Source organism: Salinibaculum salinum (genome assembly GCF_037645885.1).
Classification (GTDB): Archaea; Halobacteriota; Halobacteria; order Halobacteriales; family Haloarculaceae; genus Salinibaculum; species Salinibaculum salinum.
In genome coordinates, this window is record NZ_JBBENW010000001.1 from 510052 (window position 1) to 526402 (window position 16351).

The 16351-nt window shown below is 60.3% G+C and carries 16 protein-coding genes; 4 read left to right on the plus strand and 12 right to left on the minus strand.

Annotated features, from left to right (window positions below; all coding sequences use genetic code 11):
- Positions 1–22: 22 nt before the first annotated feature.
- The 6 genes from WDJ60_RS02660 to WDJ60_RS02685 all read right to left on the minus strand — a co-directional run bounded on the left by WDJ60_RS02660 (position 23) and on the right by WDJ60_RS02685 (position 4682).
- Positions 23–1513 carry a replication factor C large subunit gene (locus tag WDJ60_RS02660; protein WP_340098309.1) on the minus strand — a complete coding sequence of 497 codons (1491 nt, stop codon included), beginning with the start codon at positions 1511–1513 and terminating at the stop codon, positions 23–25.
- 154 nt (positions 1514–1667) lie between these two features.
- On the minus strand, positions 1668–2054 hold the full coding sequence (locus WDJ60_RS02665; protein WP_340098310.1) for a response regulator transcription factor: 387 nt from the start codon (positions 2052–2054) through the stop codon (positions 1668–1670).
- A 95-nt stretch (positions 2055–2149) separates the two neighbouring features.
- Complete coding sequence (locus tag WDJ60_RS02670; RefSeq protein ID WP_340098311.1) at positions 2150–2524, minus strand: PIN domain-containing protein; 375 nt, start codon at positions 2522–2524, stop codon at positions 2150–2152.
- A complete protein-coding gene (locus WDJ60_RS02675) occupies positions 2525–2755 on the minus strand; it encodes an AbrB/MazE/SpoVT family DNA-binding domain-containing protein (protein ID WP_340098312.1) in 231 nt (76 codons plus the stop codon).
- A gap of 48 nt (positions 2756–2803) precedes the next feature.
- Positions 2804–3856: a zinc-dependent alcohol dehydrogenase family protein gene (locus WDJ60_RS02680; protein ID WP_340098313.1), complete on the minus strand. Its 1053-nt coding sequence runs from the start codon at positions 3854–3856 to the stop codon at positions 2804–2806.
- Positions 3857–3911: 55 nt separating this feature from the next.
- Positions 3912–4682 carry an SDR family oxidoreductase gene (locus WDJ60_RS02685; RefSeq protein WP_340098314.1) on the minus strand — a complete coding sequence of 257 codons (771 nt, stop codon included), beginning with the start codon at positions 4680–4682 and terminating at the stop codon, positions 3912–3914.
- A gap of 184 nt (positions 4683–4866) precedes the next feature.
- On the opposite strand from WDJ60_RS02685, the gene WDJ60_RS02690 reads away from it, so the two are divergent.
- The 3 genes from WDJ60_RS02690 (at position 4867) to WDJ60_RS02700 (ending at position 7673) form a co-directional block, all read left to right on the plus strand.
- Complete coding sequence (locus WDJ60_RS02690; protein WP_340098315.1) at positions 4867–5784, plus strand: alpha/beta hydrolase; 918 nt, start codon at positions 4867–4869, stop codon at positions 5782–5784.
- A 56-nt stretch (positions 5785–5840) separates the two neighbouring features.
- The gene (locus WDJ60_RS02695; protein WP_340098361.1) at positions 5841–6878 is read left to right on the plus strand and encodes a PAS domain-containing sensor histidine kinase; all 1038 of its coding nucleotides are present in this window, start codon (positions 5841–5843) and stop codon (positions 6876–6878) included.
- Between the two features lie 87 nt (positions 6879–6965).
- Positions 6966–7673 carry a helix-turn-helix domain-containing protein gene (locus WDJ60_RS02700; protein WP_340098316.1) on the plus strand — a complete coding sequence of 236 codons (708 nt, stop codon included), beginning with the start codon at positions 6966–6968 and terminating at the stop codon, positions 7671–7673.
- Between the two features lie 20 nt (positions 7674–7693).
- Here the strand turns inward: WDJ60_RS02700 and WDJ60_RS02705 are convergent, their stop codons facing one another.
- The 5 genes from WDJ60_RS02705 to WDJ60_RS02725 all read right to left on the minus strand — a co-directional run bounded on the left by WDJ60_RS02705 (position 7694) and on the right by WDJ60_RS02725 (position 15576).
- Positions 7694–9565 carry an ATP-binding protein gene (locus WDJ60_RS02705; RefSeq protein ID WP_340098317.1) on the minus strand — a complete coding sequence of 624 codons (1872 nt, stop codon included), beginning with the start codon at positions 9563–9565 and terminating at the stop codon, positions 7694–7696.
- Positions 9566–9650: 85 nt separating this feature from the next.
- Positions 9651–10988 carry a hydroxymethylglutaryl-CoA synthase gene (gene hmgB / locus WDJ60_RS02710; RefSeq protein WP_340098318.1) on the minus strand — a complete coding sequence of 446 codons (1338 nt, stop codon included), beginning with the start codon at positions 10986–10988 and terminating at the stop codon, positions 9651–9653.
- Positions 10989–11299: 311 nt separating this feature from the next.
- On the minus strand, positions 11300–13723 hold the full coding sequence (locus tag WDJ60_RS02715; protein ID WP_340098319.1) for a type IV pilin domain-containing protein: 2424 nt from the start codon (positions 13721–13723) through the stop codon (positions 11300–11302).
- Complete coding sequence (locus tag WDJ60_RS02720; RefSeq protein ID WP_340098320.1) at positions 13723–14931, minus strand: hypothetical protein; 1209 nt, start codon at positions 14929–14931, stop codon at positions 13723–13725. The genes WDJ60_RS02715 and WDJ60_RS02720 overlap by 1 nt, the downstream gene beginning before the upstream one ends.
- 57 nt (positions 14932–14988) lie before the next feature.
- Positions 14989–15576 carry a DUF2150 family protein gene (locus tag WDJ60_RS02725; RefSeq protein ID WP_340098321.1) on the minus strand — a complete coding sequence of 196 codons (588 nt, stop codon included), beginning with the start codon at positions 15574–15576 and terminating at the stop codon, positions 14989–14991.
- 297 nt (positions 15577–15873) lie between these two features.
- Between WDJ60_RS02725 and WDJ60_RS02730 the strand changes: the two genes are divergently transcribed.
- Positions 15874–16140 carry a DUF8028 family protein gene (locus WDJ60_RS02730; RefSeq protein WP_340098322.1) on the plus strand — a complete coding sequence of 89 codons (267 nt, stop codon included), beginning with the start codon at positions 15874–15876 and terminating at the stop codon, positions 16138–16140.
- On the opposite strand, the gene WDJ60_RS02735 is transcribed toward WDJ60_RS02730, so the two are convergent.
- On the minus strand, positions 16141–16350 hold the full coding sequence (locus WDJ60_RS02735) for a hypothetical protein (RefSeq protein ID WP_340098323.1): 210 nt from the start codon (positions 16348–16350) through the stop codon (positions 16141–16143).
- Position 16351: the final 1 nt, after the last annotated feature.

Genomic DNA, 16351 nt, shown 5'->3' on the forward strand with positions numbered 1-16351 from the left:
GATCTGTCGGCCGCGCGATTTCCTACATGAAATCCGAGAGGCCCGACTGAGAGTCGTCGGACGCTGCTGACTTCGAGTCGCCGGATTCGTCTTCTTCGCCGGTTTCCGCAGTGTCGCTCCCGAGCGTCACTTGCTGGTCCGTTTGCTCGTCGCCGTCTTCCGTATCCGCTTCGTTCTCGGTCTCGGAGATGGACGCTCCCGAGCTACTTCCTTCGAAGGCACCTCCCGTGTTCTCGGTCGCTGCCTCCTCACGGAGTTGCTGTGCGTCTTCGACGATTGACTGGACCTTGTTGGTGTCCTTGCCGCTGCCGGTGACAAAGGAGACGTGTTCGGCGTCGAGTTCGTAGCGGGCGGCCATCGCGACGGTCAACTCGCGGTTTTTGCAGTGGTGGGTCATCACCGAGAGGTGGGGCATAATTTCACGGCGGGCCGTACTCATCGAGACGCCGTTCGCCTCTGCAATCTGCTGGGCGATGTAGTCCCGTTTGTCCCGGGTTCCCCGCGTCCGCCCGAGTTTCGACCAGTAACTCGGCGGCCCGTAGCGCGTCCAACCACTCTTTTTGCCGTCGCGCGCGGCCGCGACTCCCGCAGTCATGTTGTCCCCGGCGTAGCGCCAGAAGGAGTAGTTCTGGGTTGCACGCACCCGACCGAGCCACCGGTCAGCGTTTGCCAGATAGCCGTAGGCGCGGGCCAGTTCCCGCCCCTCGTAGTCTTTGGGCATATTGTCCTCTATCCAGTTGATGAGGTCGTCCGGCGTCTCGTCTACGTCGTAGGACGCCTCCAGCGCCTCCTGCGGGCCGGCCGTTTTGATGACCGTATCGAGGTAGTCGAAGACGCCCTCGGTTGTGTCGCGTTCGCCGCTGACCACGTCTTCGGTGGTGAGGCGGTCTTTTCCCTCGGCCTGGGCCTGGAGGTCTTTGACGGCCCCGCGGAGGTCGCCGCTGTTCATCTGTGCGATGGATTCGAGCGCGGCGTCTTCGAACTCGATACCTTCCTTTCGACAGAGATCCCGCAGAACGGGGAGAATCGACCGTTTGGACACGTCCCGAAACTCGATATCCCGACAGGCGTTCCGGAGGCCGTTGGACATATCGTAGAACTCGTTGGCGATGAGAATCATCGGCTGTCCAGCCTCCTTGACGAGGCTGGTGACCGCCCGGGACCCGCCCCGGTCGGCGTTGCCGTGGATGTTGTCGGCCTCGTCCATGATGACGACGCGTCGGCCGCTGCCACCGGCGGCGAGCGTCCCGGACTTGGCGGCTTCGCCGGCGACCTGCTCGATGACGTCTTTCGTCCGAGTGTCACTGGCGTTGAACTCGATAGGCGGCCAGTCCATGTCGTTGGCGAGTGCGTGAGCGGCAGAGGTCTTCCCGACGCCGGGAGAGCCGTGGATGATGACCGCCTCGCGGTGGTTGTCCCACGTTTCGGCCCACTCTTTGAGCGCGTCGCGGGCCTTGTCGTTGCCCCGCACCTCCGAGAGCGTCGATGGCCGGTACTTTTCGGTCCAATCCATTACCGAGAAACAGGACTGTCCCGCGTTTAGTGGTTGCGGACGCTGTGCCTCCAGTGCAGTGTCGAGTCTCCGTTTCAGCCACGCGACGGGCGTTCGTCAGGTGATTCACCGAGCACCGCGAGAAGTCAGTGCCTTCTGCGGCCACTGTTCGGATTCACGGCGTGTGTTTGCTCACTGTGTCCTGGATATCGTCTGTATCTATCGGCTTTGTGAGGTATGAGGCGTACCCAGCGCTCGGTTCTTCCTCCGGATCGACGGCCGAAATGATTCCCATCGGCGTCTCGTAGCCCTCGTCTCGTAGCGTTTCGATCACCTCGTCACCGGTCATTTTCGGCATTCGCCTGTCGAAGAACGCGAAATCGATGTGCTCTCCGAACGTTTCGAGCGCTTCCTCTCCGCCCTCGGCAGTGAGCACGTTGTATTCGGACTCACACAGCAATTCGTACACTTCCAGCAAATCGGGTTCGTCGTCGACGAACAACACTGTCGTCTCTTGGTCTCCCGTATCGGTCGCGTCCGCCGATATCTCCTGCGTCGCCATATTTGCTACTACGTTTCTATCGACCTATCGATGCGCCCTAACTGGTTTGGCAACCACTGTTCGGGCTGTTGTGGGTGGATATGTATCGTGCCGGGCTATTCTTCATCAGCAGCTTTCAGATCCACCCGCGAACTGAATCCTTCGTAGCTATCGTCACTGGAGACAATAGTATCTTCATTCGATTCGACAAGGTGGAGCGCATCGAACGGTGTGAATCCGTGGTCCTCGACGTAGTTCGCCGCCGCAACGACTGTGTCCACGTCGCCACGTACCTCGACGAGTTTCGCGGCATTTGCCACGACGCGTTCCGTATCACGCTCTTCACGATAGGCGACGAGCAGGAGTTCAATGAGTGTGAACTGTGAAGTCCACAGGTCGGATTTATTTTTTCGGTAGATGGTTTCCGCGGAGCGACTCAGCCAGTCCTCGTCTTTGATGAGGGCGAGGAGAAAATCCGTTTCCGCGTACATTCACCGACCCGCCTCGTCAAGTGCCTCACTTCGTGCCTCTTCGCGGAGTTCGCTGGCCGACTTCTCGATGTCTGCGAACTCGTCGCGGAGTGCCTCAAGCGGTTCCTCTGCGATTGGAATCAGCTTGATTCCGTCGTGCAGTTCGACGATGTGATACCGGTCGCCGTACCGCTCTCGTAACTCCTTCGGGAGGGTCAAGCGGCCACGGTCGTCCAGCGTTGCGTCGGACATGCGTGATGCTACGATGGGAGAATATATGAAATTTCCCCAAAATTTGGGTTATTCCCCTCTACCTCGGACTCGCACGAGCACCTTGATTGCCTCACGGTCGTCCATCGCGCGGTACCCCTCCGGAACGTCGTCGAGGTCGACAGTTTTCGTGAACACTGGCGAGGGGTCGAGCGTCCCCTGTAGCACGTCGGCCATCAGCTCATCGACGTAGGCCCGGACCGGTGCGATACCGCCAGCGATGGTGAGGTTCTTTCCGAAGGCGGTGTCGAGAAACACCGCGTCGCTCACGCCTTCCGGAACGCCGACGTAGCCGACGGTGCCGCCGTCGCGTGCCACCTCGACGGCTGTCTCCATCGAGGACGCTGCCCCGACACACTCCATGACGTGATTCGCGCCGCCGTTGGTGAGGTCCGTTGCCGCCTCGATTGCCGCCTCCCCACGGGCGCTGACGGTGTCGGTCGCCCCAAGTTCGCGGGCCAGTTCCAGTCGGTCCTCGTGGTGACCCATCGCGATGACACGCTCTGCTCCGAGGCGTTTGGCCGCGAGAACGCCACAGAGTCCGACTGCGCCGTCGCCGACGACGACTGCCGTATCGCCGGCTTCGACACCCGCACTTACCGCGGCGTGGTGACCGGTACACATCACGTCAGTCAGCGGGAGGAGGGCCTCCAGTACCTCCTCGTCGTCGGCGTAGCGCTCTGGCACGCGGACCAGCGTTCCGTCGGCGTGTGGCGCACGGACCATCTCGCCCTGTGCGCCGTCCTGTTCGCCGGCCCAGGTGTCGCCGTGGGCACAGGAGGTGTGCAGTCCCTTCCGACAGAACTCGCATTCCCCGCAGCTGATGGCAAAGGGTGCGAGGACGCGGTCGCCGGGCCGGACGCTGGTCACGTCCTCGCCGACTTCCTCGACGATACCCATCGGCTCGTGCCCGACCGGATCGCCCTCGTCGTAGTCGCGCTGGCCGCGATAAAACCAGAGGTCGGAGCCACACACCGCGGTGTGGGTGATGCGGACGACGGCGTCGGTCGGCATCTCGATTTCGGGATCCGGTCGCTCTTCGATACGAACGTCGCGCTCGCCGCGGAACACTGCAGCGTCCATACCGGGCGTTGTGACCCCGCGAGGAAAAGCCCACAGTTCCCAGCGCGTCCGTCGCCTATCCGGTGTGAGTCACGCCGCCGTCGACGACCAGTGACTCGCCGTTGACGTAGGAGGACTGCTCGCTGGCCAGATAGAGCGCGGCGTCGGCCACTTCCTCGGGGTCGCCAAAGCGCTCCATCGGAATCGTTTCTTTCGCGTACTGCTCGCCGTGGTCGGTGCCGACAATCGGAACGTCGTCTTCGGTCATCGCCGTTCCGATGATACCCGGCATGATACAGTTGACTCTGATTCCCTCACCGCCGAAGCGGTCGGCGAGCGAGTAGGTCGTCGATGCCACTGCGCCTTTCGTCAGGTCGTAGGCGGTGTACGCGCCGAGTGCGCGAACGGCCCCGATGGAGGACATGTTGACGATGCTGCCACCGTCGGAGTCGAGCATGCGTTCGGCGGCTACCTGCGCGCCGAAAAAGACGCCTTTGACGTTCACGTCCAGAAACTGCTGGAGTCCCTCCTCGCGCACGTCGAGAAACTCCTCACCGCGAAAGATGCCGGCGTTGTTGACCATCACGTCGATGCCACCGAACTCCTCGGCGGCGTCGACGGCCGCCACGAGATCCGACCGCTTGCTTACGTCACATTCGACGAAGGTCGCGTTCCCGCCCGCATCGGCGACGAGCTCGTGGGTCGGTGTCCCGCCCTGTCGCGGTTCTTCCCGCAGGTCTGCGACGACCACGTCAGCCCCTTCTCGCGCGAACGTTTTGCAGATCTCCCGTCCGTTCCCGCTTGCGCCGCCGGTGACGACGGCGGCTTTTCCGCTGAGTTGTGCCATACCGCTACTGTGGCGCCGAAACCAAAGAATGGGGGAGGTTGCCGTGGGAACCTACTCCTCGACGGCGTCTGTCGCGTCGACCACGGCTGGGACCGAACCGAGCGATTCCCCGACTGGGAACGGTGGGTGTCGGTTTCCTAGGCAACCTTCACGGATACCCCGGTAGAGCGTTAACTGTACAGATATGAGCGAGACAACCGACCTCTACCGACACGACATAACGGCAGACGACGGGACGCGACTGCGAATCTACGAGGTGGCTCCCGACGCGTACGACGAGGCGGTTCTCTGTCTGCACGGCGGCCTCACGCCGTCGCGGGCACTCTTTGCTCCGCCAGTCGGTGACGGGACCTCCCACTCCTGGCTTCACGCGATTGCGGACCGCGGGCGGGCCGCGTTCGCCCTGGACGTACGCGGCTACGGCGAGAGCGAGATGCTCCCCGAGTACGACGAGCCGGCGGACGCGAACGGCCCGCCCGTGCGGGCGGAGGATGCAGCCCACGACGTGAAAGCAGCCTACGACTTCGTCGCAGACCAGGCCGACGGCGTCCACCTGCTCGGTGTCTCCTGGGGAACGATGACCGGGGGGTCGTTCCTCGAACAGTACGACGACACACCGAACTCGTTCGTCCAGTGTGCACCCGTTTACAAGTCGCCAATCGACTTCGCGGACGCCGCAGCAGCACTGGGACTGGAAACGACGCTGGATGCGTACGTCGTCGAGGAGTACGATGTCGTCAAAGAGCGGCAGGGTGGCGGTCCGGTGTTCGAGGCGGTCTGGCGCGCTGTCGTCGACTCCAATCAGCGACTCGACGACGACTCCTACGTCGCACAGACGGGCGCTATCGCCGATACGAAAGACTGCTGTGCCGGTAATCCACCCTACGCTGCCGACGCTATCGACGTGCCAACGCTGGTCGTCCGGGGGAGCGAAGATCAGACTTCCCAGCGCGAGGATGCGCTCACCCTCTACGACGAACTCGACGTCCCGGGTGACGCCGCTGAGTACGCGGAGTTGCGCGGCGGCGACCACTTCGTCATGCACGGTCCCAGACGCCAGGACCTCTACGACACCACTGCCGCATTCTGGGGCCGGATCTGAGATTGGGGCACTGGGGCCACTCCCACTGTGATTAGCCATATCTTTTCACGGACAGAATCGAGGCGCAACGCAACCAGCGCCAGTCCGAGAACCGACTACAGGAGATTTCGGAACACACCAGCGACGTGCTCTGGATGTTCAACGCCGACTGGACGGACCTCCTCTTTTGTAACACGAAATGCGAAGCTATCTACGGGATTTCCGCGTCGGAACTCCAGGCAGACCCGACGAAATTTCTGGAGTGCATCCATCCCGAAGACGTGCCAGCAGTCGAAGAGGCGATGGAGCGGCTCTCGGCCGGTGAAGCGGTCGGTATGGAGTACCGTGTCAACCCCGCTGTTGAGTACCGGAACTGGGTCTGGGTGCAAGGCGAACCTGTCGTCGAGGACGGTGAAGTGGTCCGCATCGTCGGCTTCGCCCGCGACGTGACTGACCGGCGTCGTCGTGAACGCCAGCTCGCAGTCATGGACAACCTCCTCCGGCACAACCTTCGCAACGACATGAACGTCATTCTGGCCAACGCGGAACTCATCGAGGAGCGTCCGGACAGTCACCCAGAGGACCGCGCGGCAGTCATCCGCCGTGTCGGTGAACAACTCGTCGAGACAGCAGAAAAACAGCGAGAAATCATCGATTTGCTCGAACATCCAGTCTGTCCACAGACCGTCTCGTTGTCAGCGGCAGTCGCGGACAGCGTCTCGACGGTCACGAATCGCTACCCCGAGGCCACAGTCCACACGGACCTCCAGGAAGTCTCCGCCCGTGCGCTCGGCCAGTTGTATCTCGTCGTGCTCGAACTGCTGGAAAACGCGCTCCGCCACGCCGACGAACCCGCCCCGACAGCCCGGGTTGCGGTCCGGGCGGCCGGTGACGCTGCCGAAATCGTCGTCAGCGACAACTGTCCGCCGATCCCCGAGCACGAGTACCGGGTCCTGACCGGCGAGCACGAGATGACTGCGACCTACCACAGCAGCGGACTCGGTCTGTGGCTCGTCTACTGGATAGTGGACCTCTCGAACGGCGAAATCGAGTTTACCCGAACCACCGACGGAAACGTCGCGACGATTCGGCTGCCGCGGGTGACTGACGACTGACTGGGTCTCCGTTTCGTGGCGTCATTGCGTCGATTGTCGAATAGCTCTTCGATACACTTTTCCGGCGGCTGTGTGTCGACTCTGGCGATGACACGGGGGCCACGCGAGGAACTCGCAGAGAAGATTGCCGGTGAAGTCACACTCAGTGACGACCCTGGGGCGACGCTGCGCAAGTGGCGCACTGACTTCGAAATCGCACAGACCGACCTGGCGGGAAGACTGGACGTGTCGCCGTCGGTCGTCTCCGACTACGAGAGCGGTCGTCGGGAAAATCCCGGCATCGGTGTCATCGGCCGGATCGTCGGCGCCTTGCTCGACATCGACGAACAGCGGGGCGGAACGCACATCCGACAACACGCTCGCGTCCTCTCTGCGGGGTTCGACAGCGAGGTCATCCTCGACCTCCGGGAGTATCAGGCCAATATTCCGCTGGAACGGTACTACGACGCCATCGGTGCGACGGAACTGGTTCGGGGCGACCGCGACACCGTCGCCGGCCACACGGTTATCAACTCCATCAAAGCCATTCAGCGACTCTCGTCGGACGAATTCTACACGCTCTACGGCCAGAGCACGAATCGGGCACTCGTCTTTACGAACGTCACCCGCGGGGAGTCGCCACTGGTCGCACTTCGCGTTGTCAAACCGACGCCCAACGCTGTCGTTCTCCACGGCCTCGGCGAGGACGACGTCTGGGAACATGCCACTGACCTGGCGCGTATCGACGGTTTCTCGCTGGCAGTAACCGAGACGCCGCTCGACGAGGTCCTCGACGGCCTCCGGGGACTCCCGTAACGGGAGAGCGGCCTGCGTTCTCAGACGCCGGGGAGCGTGATGGTCACGATTGTCCCCTCGGGCTCGTTGTCGTCGACGCGGATTGTCCCGTCGTACTTCTCGATTAGCGTGTTGACCAGATAGAGACCGATACCGGTTCCCTCGCTTTTGAGTCCCTTCTCGCCCTTGCCGAAGACGACCTCTTTCTGGGCGTCGGGAATTCCGGGTCCGTTGTCGGTGACGGTCACACGGACTGCTTCGTCACTTGTGTCGACCGCCACTGTCACTTCTGGCACGGCCTTGTCGTTGTGTTGGATGGCGTTTTTGATGACGTTTCGAAACATCGACGAGAGCATCTCGTCGGCGTCGACGGCGACGCTGGGAATTTCCCCATCGATTCTGACGACGGCGTCGGCGTAGCTCGTTCGGATATCGTCTATCTGTGTGAGCAGCGTCTGTTTGAGCGGCGTCGGTTCCGTACTCTGGTCGGTCTGAAGCATCGTCCCCGAGAGGTCGCGGGCACTCCGGGTCAGTTCCACAGCAGTCTCTGCGTTGTTGAGAATCCGCTCGACGTACTCACGGTCGTCTTCGTCGACGCGAGTCGCCAGCAGTTCCGCGTAACTGGCGACGACCTGCAGGTCGTTGCGGATATCGTGGCGCACGATTTCGTTGAGAAGTTCTAGCCCGTCTCGCTGCTGTTCGAGCTGGCTCTCGTAGGCTTTCTGCTCGGTGACGTTTCGCGTCGCGCCGACTATCTGGACCACTTCATCGTCGACGATGACGGGCGCAATCCGCGAGTCCCAGTACGAGTCCGGCTCGGGAACGTCGAGTTGTTCGACGTAGGAGATGGGTCGTCTTTGCTCGATGCAGTCGGCGTAGCGTGACTTGATTTTGTCTCCGTCGTCGCCGAAAACCTCACACGGGGTTCGACCGCGAATCACATCGTCTGAGAGACCGGTCAGCGATTTGTAGGCTGGATTCACCCGTTCGTAGCGATACTCGTCGTGTTCGCGGTCGACATCGACGACGAAAAACGCGTCCTGTGCGTTCTCGAACAGCGTTTCGGCCTGTTCTACTTCCCTGTCTCGTTCCCGGAGTTGTTGCTCTTTCGCTCGCTCGGAGAGCACTGTCGTGGCACTGTTCGCGAGGAGTTTCGCCACGCGTACGTCCTCTTCGTCGAACGCGTCGACTGTCGTCGACGAGAGAATGAATACGCCGTGGTCACCAAGCGGGAGGAACAATTCACTCCGCAGTTCCGTGTCCTCGTTATACACTGCCTCTGCCTCTCGAACGTCGTCGTAGTGGCGTGGTTCGCCACTCTGGTACACCTCCCAGGCGATGCCTTCGTCGAGCCATGGTGGGTCCCCCAGCATCTCCTGGGTTTTCGACGAGACTGCTGTTGGGGCGAGTGCTTCCGCCGATTTGTCGTAGAGGTGGACACCATTGGCCTCCAGGTCCAGAATCTCGGTAGCGGCAGCTGAGGTCTGTTCTGCGACTGCCGTCGTCGACTCCGCAGTGACCAGTTCCCGCGTCGCGTCGTGGAGCCGTCTGAGCTGTTCTTCGCGCTCTTTGCGGCCGGTGATGTCCCGGAACATGACGGTGAGGCCGTTCTCGTCAGGATAGATGTGGGCCTCGAACCACTGGCTGTGTTCCTCGTTGTACCGTTCGTAGGTCACCTTTTGGCCGGTCTCACGTGCCGTCTCGATTCGGTCTGCCACGACACTGTCCGCTGCCTCGGGAAACAAGTCCCAGATGTACGCCCCGACGATATCCGCACAGTCTATTTCCAGCAGTGACTGCGCTCGTTCGTTGGCGTAGGTATACACCAGGTCGTCGTTCAGGGCGAGGACCCCCTCGGAGACCCGGTCAAGCACCGCTCGGGGTCGGTCCGGAGCGGTGTCATCGCTGTCCATACGCTCGCTTACACCACGACGACACTAATCTTTCGACATCTGAGACACCGAGCACAGAAAGAAGCCCGAACGGTGTCTTCGGTCCTTATTCAACGTAGGTGTACTTGCGCTCGCCCATCCGACCCCAGCCGTCGAAGACGAACTCGGCATCGGGCGTGGTCCGGGGCTCGATATCCGTCTCGGCGTCGTGGTTGTGCACGTCGTGAATCTCCTCGTACTCGTCGAAGGAGAGGTCGTACCGACTCTCGATTTGCTCGCCAATCGTTAGCGCTCCGACCTCTTCGGTCCAGCTCTCCTGGACTGTTTCGGCGTGAATCTCTGCCTGTGCACCACTGCCGTACGAACCGACGAGGAGCTGCTTGCCGGTGATGTCCCAGCCTTCGTCGAGGGCACGAATCAGTCCAGAGACGCGCGCGATGTGGACCGAACCGGTGTACCAGTTGCCGACTTCCCTGGAGATGTCGAGCGTCGGGTCGATAGTCTGTTCGTACCAGTCGACGTAGTGGTCGGTCTCGGTGAGCGAATCGGTGTACTCCTTGACGGCATCGAAGTACGCGTCTTCGTCATCGAACGCCTCGCGGCGGGGCTGTCGGCCGATCTCTTCGGCCAGTTCCTCCTCGACGTCGGTCCCGCGGATACAGTGCCGATACCCCAGTCCAGCGGCTTTCCGGACCATCCCGGGGAACGGCGTGTGGAACGGGATGAACGCGAAGTTGTCGGGGTGCGTGTCCCCGCCGGCGGCCTCGAAGTCCTCCAGCGCTTCGCGCATCCGCGCGAGATACACCTGCACGGAGCGTTTGCCGTCGACGCTCGGGAACTGCTGGTTCGGTTTCAGGAAGTCCGTCTCGTCGGCGCTCCCGTAGCCCTGTTCGGCGCTGAACGCCACGACGTCGGGGTCTTCGTCGATGAGCATCGCGACTGCGCCGGCACCCTGGGTCGCCTCGCCAGGGTCGTCGCGGGCGTACAGCGCTGTGTCGGTCGCGATGACCAGCGCCGCGCGGTCGCGATTCCGCCCGGCGCGAATCCAATTGTAGGCGTCGTCGAGCGCCTGCGTCCCGGAGATACAGGCGAACTTCCGCTCGCCCTTGTTCGCGTGGTGGAAGTCGCCGTCGTAGACCTGTTCCAGACAGCCCGCGACGTACGTCGAAACCGGCTTCGAGTGGTCGAAGGCGCTTTCGGTGGCCACGTCGATACGGCCGATATCCTCCGGTTCGAGGCCCTTCCGTTCCATCAACTCGTGACTGGCGTTTGCCGCCATCGTCACGATGTCCTCGTAGACGTCCGGCAGCGACGACGCGTACAGTCCCAGGCCCTTCGTGAACTTGCCGGGCTCTTCTCCCTGTGCCGGTGCGAACGTCTCTGCGAGGTCCAGTTGCAACTTCCCTGTCCAGACTTCGATGCCGTCGATACCTACCTCTGTCATATCTGTGAGTGGCCGTAGCTCGTATAAGTGTCTGTCGACTAATTATTCGTCGACTGTCGAATTTTTCGCCTGACGGTTGCTCTCTGGTCGCGCCTGTCTGGCCATTGATGATGTTGAGGTGTCCAGCGCGAGGATGCTGGTGGCGATGACGACTGCACCAATAAGGAGGACGTTGCCAACGGTACCGGACTGGGCGCGGTCATTTTCTTTTGAATCCAGTAGAAATTCTCCGCCAGGAAAGGGGGACTCTCGTTAAGTACATCACCAGACTGTGTACATTCATATTGACACAATCGCTTCTAGTATTGGAATCAGTTCAGGGTGAACGTCGTTGTCTCGCTGACGCCGTCACTTCTGCTGAATGTTACCTGAAGGGTTCCCGCGTTCCCGTTTTGGGTTTCGACGCCGCTCACTTGGATGTCGATGGTTGTCCCCGCGCTGACATCACCGTTCGCAGTGTATGTGATACTTGCATCATCTTGTGACGCATCGAGGCTCGCACTGCCGCCGTCAAGGTTACTGCCTCCGATATTAACACTGGCGGGCTGGTAGTCTACAGGGTCTGGGTTTTCGTTTTGTCCTGTGACTTTGATACCCTGAACGTCGTTAAGATTGACCGTCACAGACTCGCCGTCTGAGAGAGTCTTGTTTGGCGTGAAGTTGAATGTCTGCGTCGCGCTATTAGTGCCACGTGGCATATCTGATGCCGAGGGATTTCCACTAAATCCAGATGGTGAACTCCACTCGTCGTTCTCTTTACTGACATTCCTGATAGTCACTGTACCCGTGTCTGTATAGGTCGTCCCTTGCTCTTCGATGGCCAACTGGACGGTCACGTTGGTATCGCTGTCTACGTTAGCTGGCGCATTGTACGTGGCACTTTGGCTGTTTGCATCACTAATGCTGCCAGGACCACCACTGAGAATGCTCCATGTGTAGTCCGGGTTCCCTGTTTGCGGATTGCTCCCACTGCCATCGAGCGTAACCGAACCACCCTCATCGACAGTATACGGACCGTTAGCATCGGCGACTGCTCCACTGGTCGTTGTCGTATCTGACGCTGACGTTTCTTTCCCAACGCCGTCGGTCGCTACCACGGTTACAGTGTACTGCTTGTTCGGCTGGATGCCGCTCGTGGACACCTGCAGGTCAGTCGCGCTGAACGTGGAGGCCCCGCCGAGGTTGGACGAGTTGTCCGTCCCGATGATATTCCCATCGGGATCACGGACCACGATGTCGACTGAGCTCAGTCCCGAGGCGTTGTCGCTAATCGAGAGCGATCCGATTGTGACGTTGTCGGTGTCCTTGGACGCGCTCAGGTCGGTGAACGTGTCGATGGTCGGCGGCGACGAGTCGATGGTGAACGTCTCGTTGCTGGTGTCCCTCCCCGTGTTGGAGGAATTGTCGTCGACGCTGACGCGGACCACGCTATCCGAACCGTCGACATCGGGAACCGTCCACGTGTAACTCCCATCGTTCGTGGTGTTGGTCACGATGTTCGTGTACGACGAGCCACCGTCGGTGGAGTAGGCGATATCCACTGAATCGGGGTCGATACCCGAGCCGTCGTCGCTTGCAGTCCAGTTGATGATGGATTCCGACCCACCGGTGAGGACTTCGCCGCCGTTCGGGTCTTTCACTGTCACTGACGGCCCTTCGTTCGCTTGAACGGTGACGCTCTGGGTTGTAGAGGCATCTTCGCTTGTTACCGTCACATCGTAACTTCCGTTATCACCGGTCGCCGTTGGCCACTCCAGAGTGAGTTGGCGGCTCTCCCCGCCGTCCAGTGCGACCTCCTCGAAATCGACCGGATTACTCTGTCCGCTCACATTCAACAGGATATTCTGTACGTCTGGCGAGCCACCCGTGTTCTGTACCGTCGTCGTGACTGACAGGTTTTCCCCCTCTCGGATTGGGGAGTTGGTATCGTCGATACTCACTTCGAAGTTCGATTTACTCCGCACTGTGACTGGCTCGGTCGCCGAATCGTTCGCACTACTCACCGTTGCGTCGTACTCCCCGCTGTCACCGACTTCCGTCGCCCATTCGAGCGGAATTTGCTCCGACTCGCCGCCGTCGAGTGTGAGCGAGCGCGAGTCGACGACACCTTCACCGGACACAGTTAGCTCGGTGTTCTGTGTCGCCTGTTCGTCCCCGGTGTTCGTAATCGTCGGTCGGACAACTAGCGTTTCGCCTTCTGTCACTGGTGAGTTCGTATTGTCGATACGAACAGCAAAATTCGCCGGGTCCTGCGTGGTGTCAACCGGTATCGACAGTTCCTGTCGTTTGAGTATCGCACCGTTGTCGGTATCGACGACGAGAACCGTCGCCCTTCCGGTCAACCCGTGGGCAAAGACTGCGCTCTCTCCCGGTTCGAACTGCGTGTCGCCGTCCGTCTCTTTGGAAAATGAATCACTCGACAGCTGGTACTGCTGCTCCCCTGACGCCGTTCTCACGATGACCTCGATACCGGATTCTGAGAGGACATCGCCGCCGTTGTGGCTAACGGTCAGGTTGTCGGTGGTAATTTCGAGTTTGAAATCTGCGATCTGTTTTTGCGCCGTTGCCTGGTTGGTAAAATTCGACACTGCGACGACGGTAAAGAGGGAAACCGCGACGACGACAACGCCAGTCAAGAGAACGACACCGATTACCTCCGACTGACTTCGAGACCCCAGAACAGCGTCTTCAGGTAATTTCTGTGGCAGTGACTCTGGACTGTCTTGCCTTCGCATCACGACCCTCCCGGCACGAAGTACAGCGCGTTCTCGCCCGTCTCCAGTCTGAGCGTGATGATGAACCAGTCGTTCTGTCCGATATTCCGGTCAAAATCCAATTCTACTTCAGTAACAGCTCCGTCCCCTTCGAGGGTAATATCCGGATCCAACGTTTCGAAATCTCCACGGACCTGTAGCGTCGCTGAGACTGGTTCGCCTGTTTTGCTAATGTCGGCTTCCGCCGGATTATTCCCACCCTGTCCTTCGAAGAAATTGATTCGACCTTCGGTGAAGTTGTTCGTCCCCGCAGTGTTGTTGAAAAACAGGGACATCGTCGACCCACTCCGCGACTCGTCGACGAGTCGAACGTCTCCAGGCGAGGCGGGGTTGATTTCGTCGACGCCGCTCCCTCTCTCACCCGAGGCTGGCGCTTCACCGAGACCGACCGGGCCGCAGTCTATCGTATACTCACCACTCAATCTTGCCGTCATGTTCCGGCCTGCTGCGCCTTCGGTCACAGTGATGTTCTCGGGCGCGACTTCTCCCTCCAGTGCTCTCTCCCACTGTTGTTCATTAAGCTGTGTTGGGATTGTGACGTTAATATCCTCGCGGGTCGATGTATCGACTAATCCTGCCTTCGGTTCGACGGCGATAGTCTGTGACCCGCCTCTGTTGAACGACCTGTTGAGGGGGATGATTTGCACCCTGTCGCCGTTTACGAGTTGTTGACTCGAGAGTCGTGTTACCGCTTCACCGAAGTCGTTGTAGATGATCGAGTTCTCGTAGCGAACCGTCCCTGCGTTCTGGTAGACCGCATAGTTCGGCTGGTACTCGATAAAACGCGTGTTGACATGTTCGCCGGGACAAACATCTGTCGTGATGTCTGATCCTGTCCCCCGCTCCTCGATAACGATCGGCCGCGCCCCAGTGGTCGACAATCTCCCCGATGGGGGCGTGGGGTTGAGTGCTATCAGCCGGGCGGGGAACTCCGTTCCGAGCTCCACGTTCACGTACCCGTCCTGGCCGGTCGTTTTGGTCGTCAGAATCGTGTTCCGGAGGTCGAGCATGTCGCTCTGTACCCGCTGGTTGTGATTGAACTCGACCTCCCGGTTCTGATCGGGAACAATAAACGCCTGATAGGTCGACAGAAGAATAATCAGTGCGCCGAAAAGAATGATCGCGCCGATCTGGATAGATTGCCCTCTCCTGTCGCCCGTCAGGTCCATTAGGGAACCCTTACCCCCTGAACGGTTAAAAGTCTCCGGGCGACGACCCGGCCCGCGCTACTCGTCGGCGTCCTCTTCTTCGACGACTTCGGGGTCGCTCATCGCTGTCTGCAGGCTGTCGAGGCCGTTGACCCACTCGGCGACGAAGCCGAATTCGAGGTCTTCGCTCATGCCGATGTCCATCTCCGCGCCGTCGATGACGAGCGTGCCGGCCTGGACACAGTAGCCCAGGGCGGCGTCCATGTCTTCCTCCGCTTCGGCGTCGGCCGCGGCCTGAACGTACTCTTCGATCGTTCCCTCCTCAGCAGGGCCGCCGGCGATATACTCTTCGGCCGCGTAGAAGACGCACATCAGCGAAGTCTGGACGCCGTCGACCAGCATCGCTTTCTCTTCGTTCTCGAAGTCCAGTTCCGCGAGGACGATCTGTTCGATATCCTCGATTTCCGACAGTGCGCGCTCTTCGTCGAGCTCGCCGTCGTCGTAGTCGGTAATGATCTTCGCCACGGCGATGGCGGTATCGTCCTGCAAATTCAACAGCAGGCGCGCCGAATCTTCCTCTTCGGCGTCGATGTCTTCCTCTCGGATGCGTCCGAGCCAGTTCTGCCAGCGTTCCTCAGTGTAGTATTCCCCCGGGGGGTTGCTCATATACCCCCGTACGTGCCTCGGGGGTTATGACTTTCGACAACTACACTTGGACCGTTTGCGGCGACAGATCGTTGCTCACGGACGCTGAGGCCGGTTCGTATGCTCGAGTCGTTCACAGCCGAACAGTCTAGCGAGGATCGTCTGTCGACCGACGCGCGCTGGTGAAGCGTACCGCAACTATACAACTGTATCTCATAATCGACTACTATCTATTCTAGAAAGAATGGTAGGTATCAGACCGAACGTCGCAATAACGGTTAATTCGGTAGGCTCGGCATACCCGAGACGACGAGATAGATGTTCCGTGACCACTTTCCATCATTGCACCCTGGCCGTTTCGTCTCGACCAGCTTCAACCGCATCGAACGACTTGTACAGACTATCGCGTTCTGGACGGCGACTATTCTCCCGGTTGGCTATCTGCCACTGCTGGCACTCGGCCCATCGCGCTTCGTGAGCCTCCCGATGCTGGGACAGATCGTCTCGATAAACGCTCTTGCGCTGTTGCTCGGCCACGGGTATCGGAACGAGTCTGAGGAGACTGAGGACGCCGATAGCGAATAATCACTCGTCGATATCGGCGTACAGTCGCGCCAGCCCGCACTCGGGGCATACGTACGTCTGGCCGTCGTAGCGCTGTTTCACGCCGAGTTTTCCCAGAAGTCCTTCTTTGGTTTCGTCGGAGAGAAACTGGAGGTGGTGCCCACCACTAGTCTGTACCGTCATCTCCTCCATCGTCACGCCACAGTCCGGACACCGCGGGTCGGTCGTCATC

Coding starts and splice junctions, on each gene's coding strand:
- WDJ60_RS02715 (WP_340098319.1), bottom strand. CDS start 13,723: ATGCGAAGGCAAGACAGTCCAGAGTCACTGCCACAGAAATTACCTGAA.
- WDJ60_RS02690 (WP_340098315.1), top strand. CDS start 4,867: ATGAGCGAGACAACCGACCTCTACCGACACGACATAACGGCAGACGAC.
- WDJ60_RS02735 (WP_340098323.1), bottom strand. CDS start 16,350: ATGACGACCGACCCGCGGTGTCCGGACTGTGGCGTGACGATGGAGGAG.
- WDJ60_RS02700 (WP_340098316.1), top strand. CDS start 6,966: ATGACACGGGGGCCACGCGAGGAACTCGCAGAGAAGATTGCCGGTGAA.
- WDJ60_RS02660 (WP_340098309.1), bottom strand. CDS start 1,513: ATGGATTGGACCGAAAAGTACCGGCCATCGACGCTCTCGGAGGTGCGG.
- WDJ60_RS02720 (WP_340098320.1), bottom strand. CDS start 14,931: ATGGACCTGACGGGCGACAGGAGAGGGCAATCTATCCAGATCGGCGCG.
- WDJ60_RS02685 (WP_340098314.1), bottom strand. CDS start 4,682: ATGGCACAACTCAGCGGAAAAGCCGCCGTCGTCACCGGCGGCGCAAGC.
- hmgB (WP_340098318.1), bottom strand. CDS start 10,988: ATGACAGAGGTAGGTATCGACGGCATCGAAGTCTGGACAGGGAAGTTG.
- WDJ60_RS02675 (WP_340098312.1), bottom strand. CDS start 2,755: ATGTCCGACGCAACGCTGGACGACCGTGGCCGCTTGACCCTCCCGAAG.
- WDJ60_RS02730 (WP_340098322.1), top strand. CDS start 15,874: ATGTTCCGTGACCACTTTCCATCATTGCACCCTGGCCGTTTCGTCTCG.
- WDJ60_RS02665 (WP_340098310.1), bottom strand. CDS start 2,054: ATGGCGACGCAGGAGATATCGGCGGACGCGACCGATACGGGAGACCAA.
- WDJ60_RS02680 (WP_340098313.1), bottom strand. CDS start 3,856: ATGGACGCTGCAGTGTTCCGCGGCGAGCGCGACGTTCGTATCGAAGAG.
- WDJ60_RS02725 (WP_340098321.1), bottom strand. CDS start 15,576: ATGAGCAACCCCCCGGGGGAATACTACACTGAGGAACGCTGGCAGAAC.
- WDJ60_RS02670 (WP_340098311.1), bottom strand. CDS start 2,524: ATGTACGCGGAAACGGATTTTCTCCTCGCCCTCATCAAAGACGAGGAC.
- WDJ60_RS02705 (WP_340098317.1), bottom strand. CDS start 9,565: ATGGACAGCGATGACACCGCTCCGGACCGACCCCGAGCGGTGCTTGAC.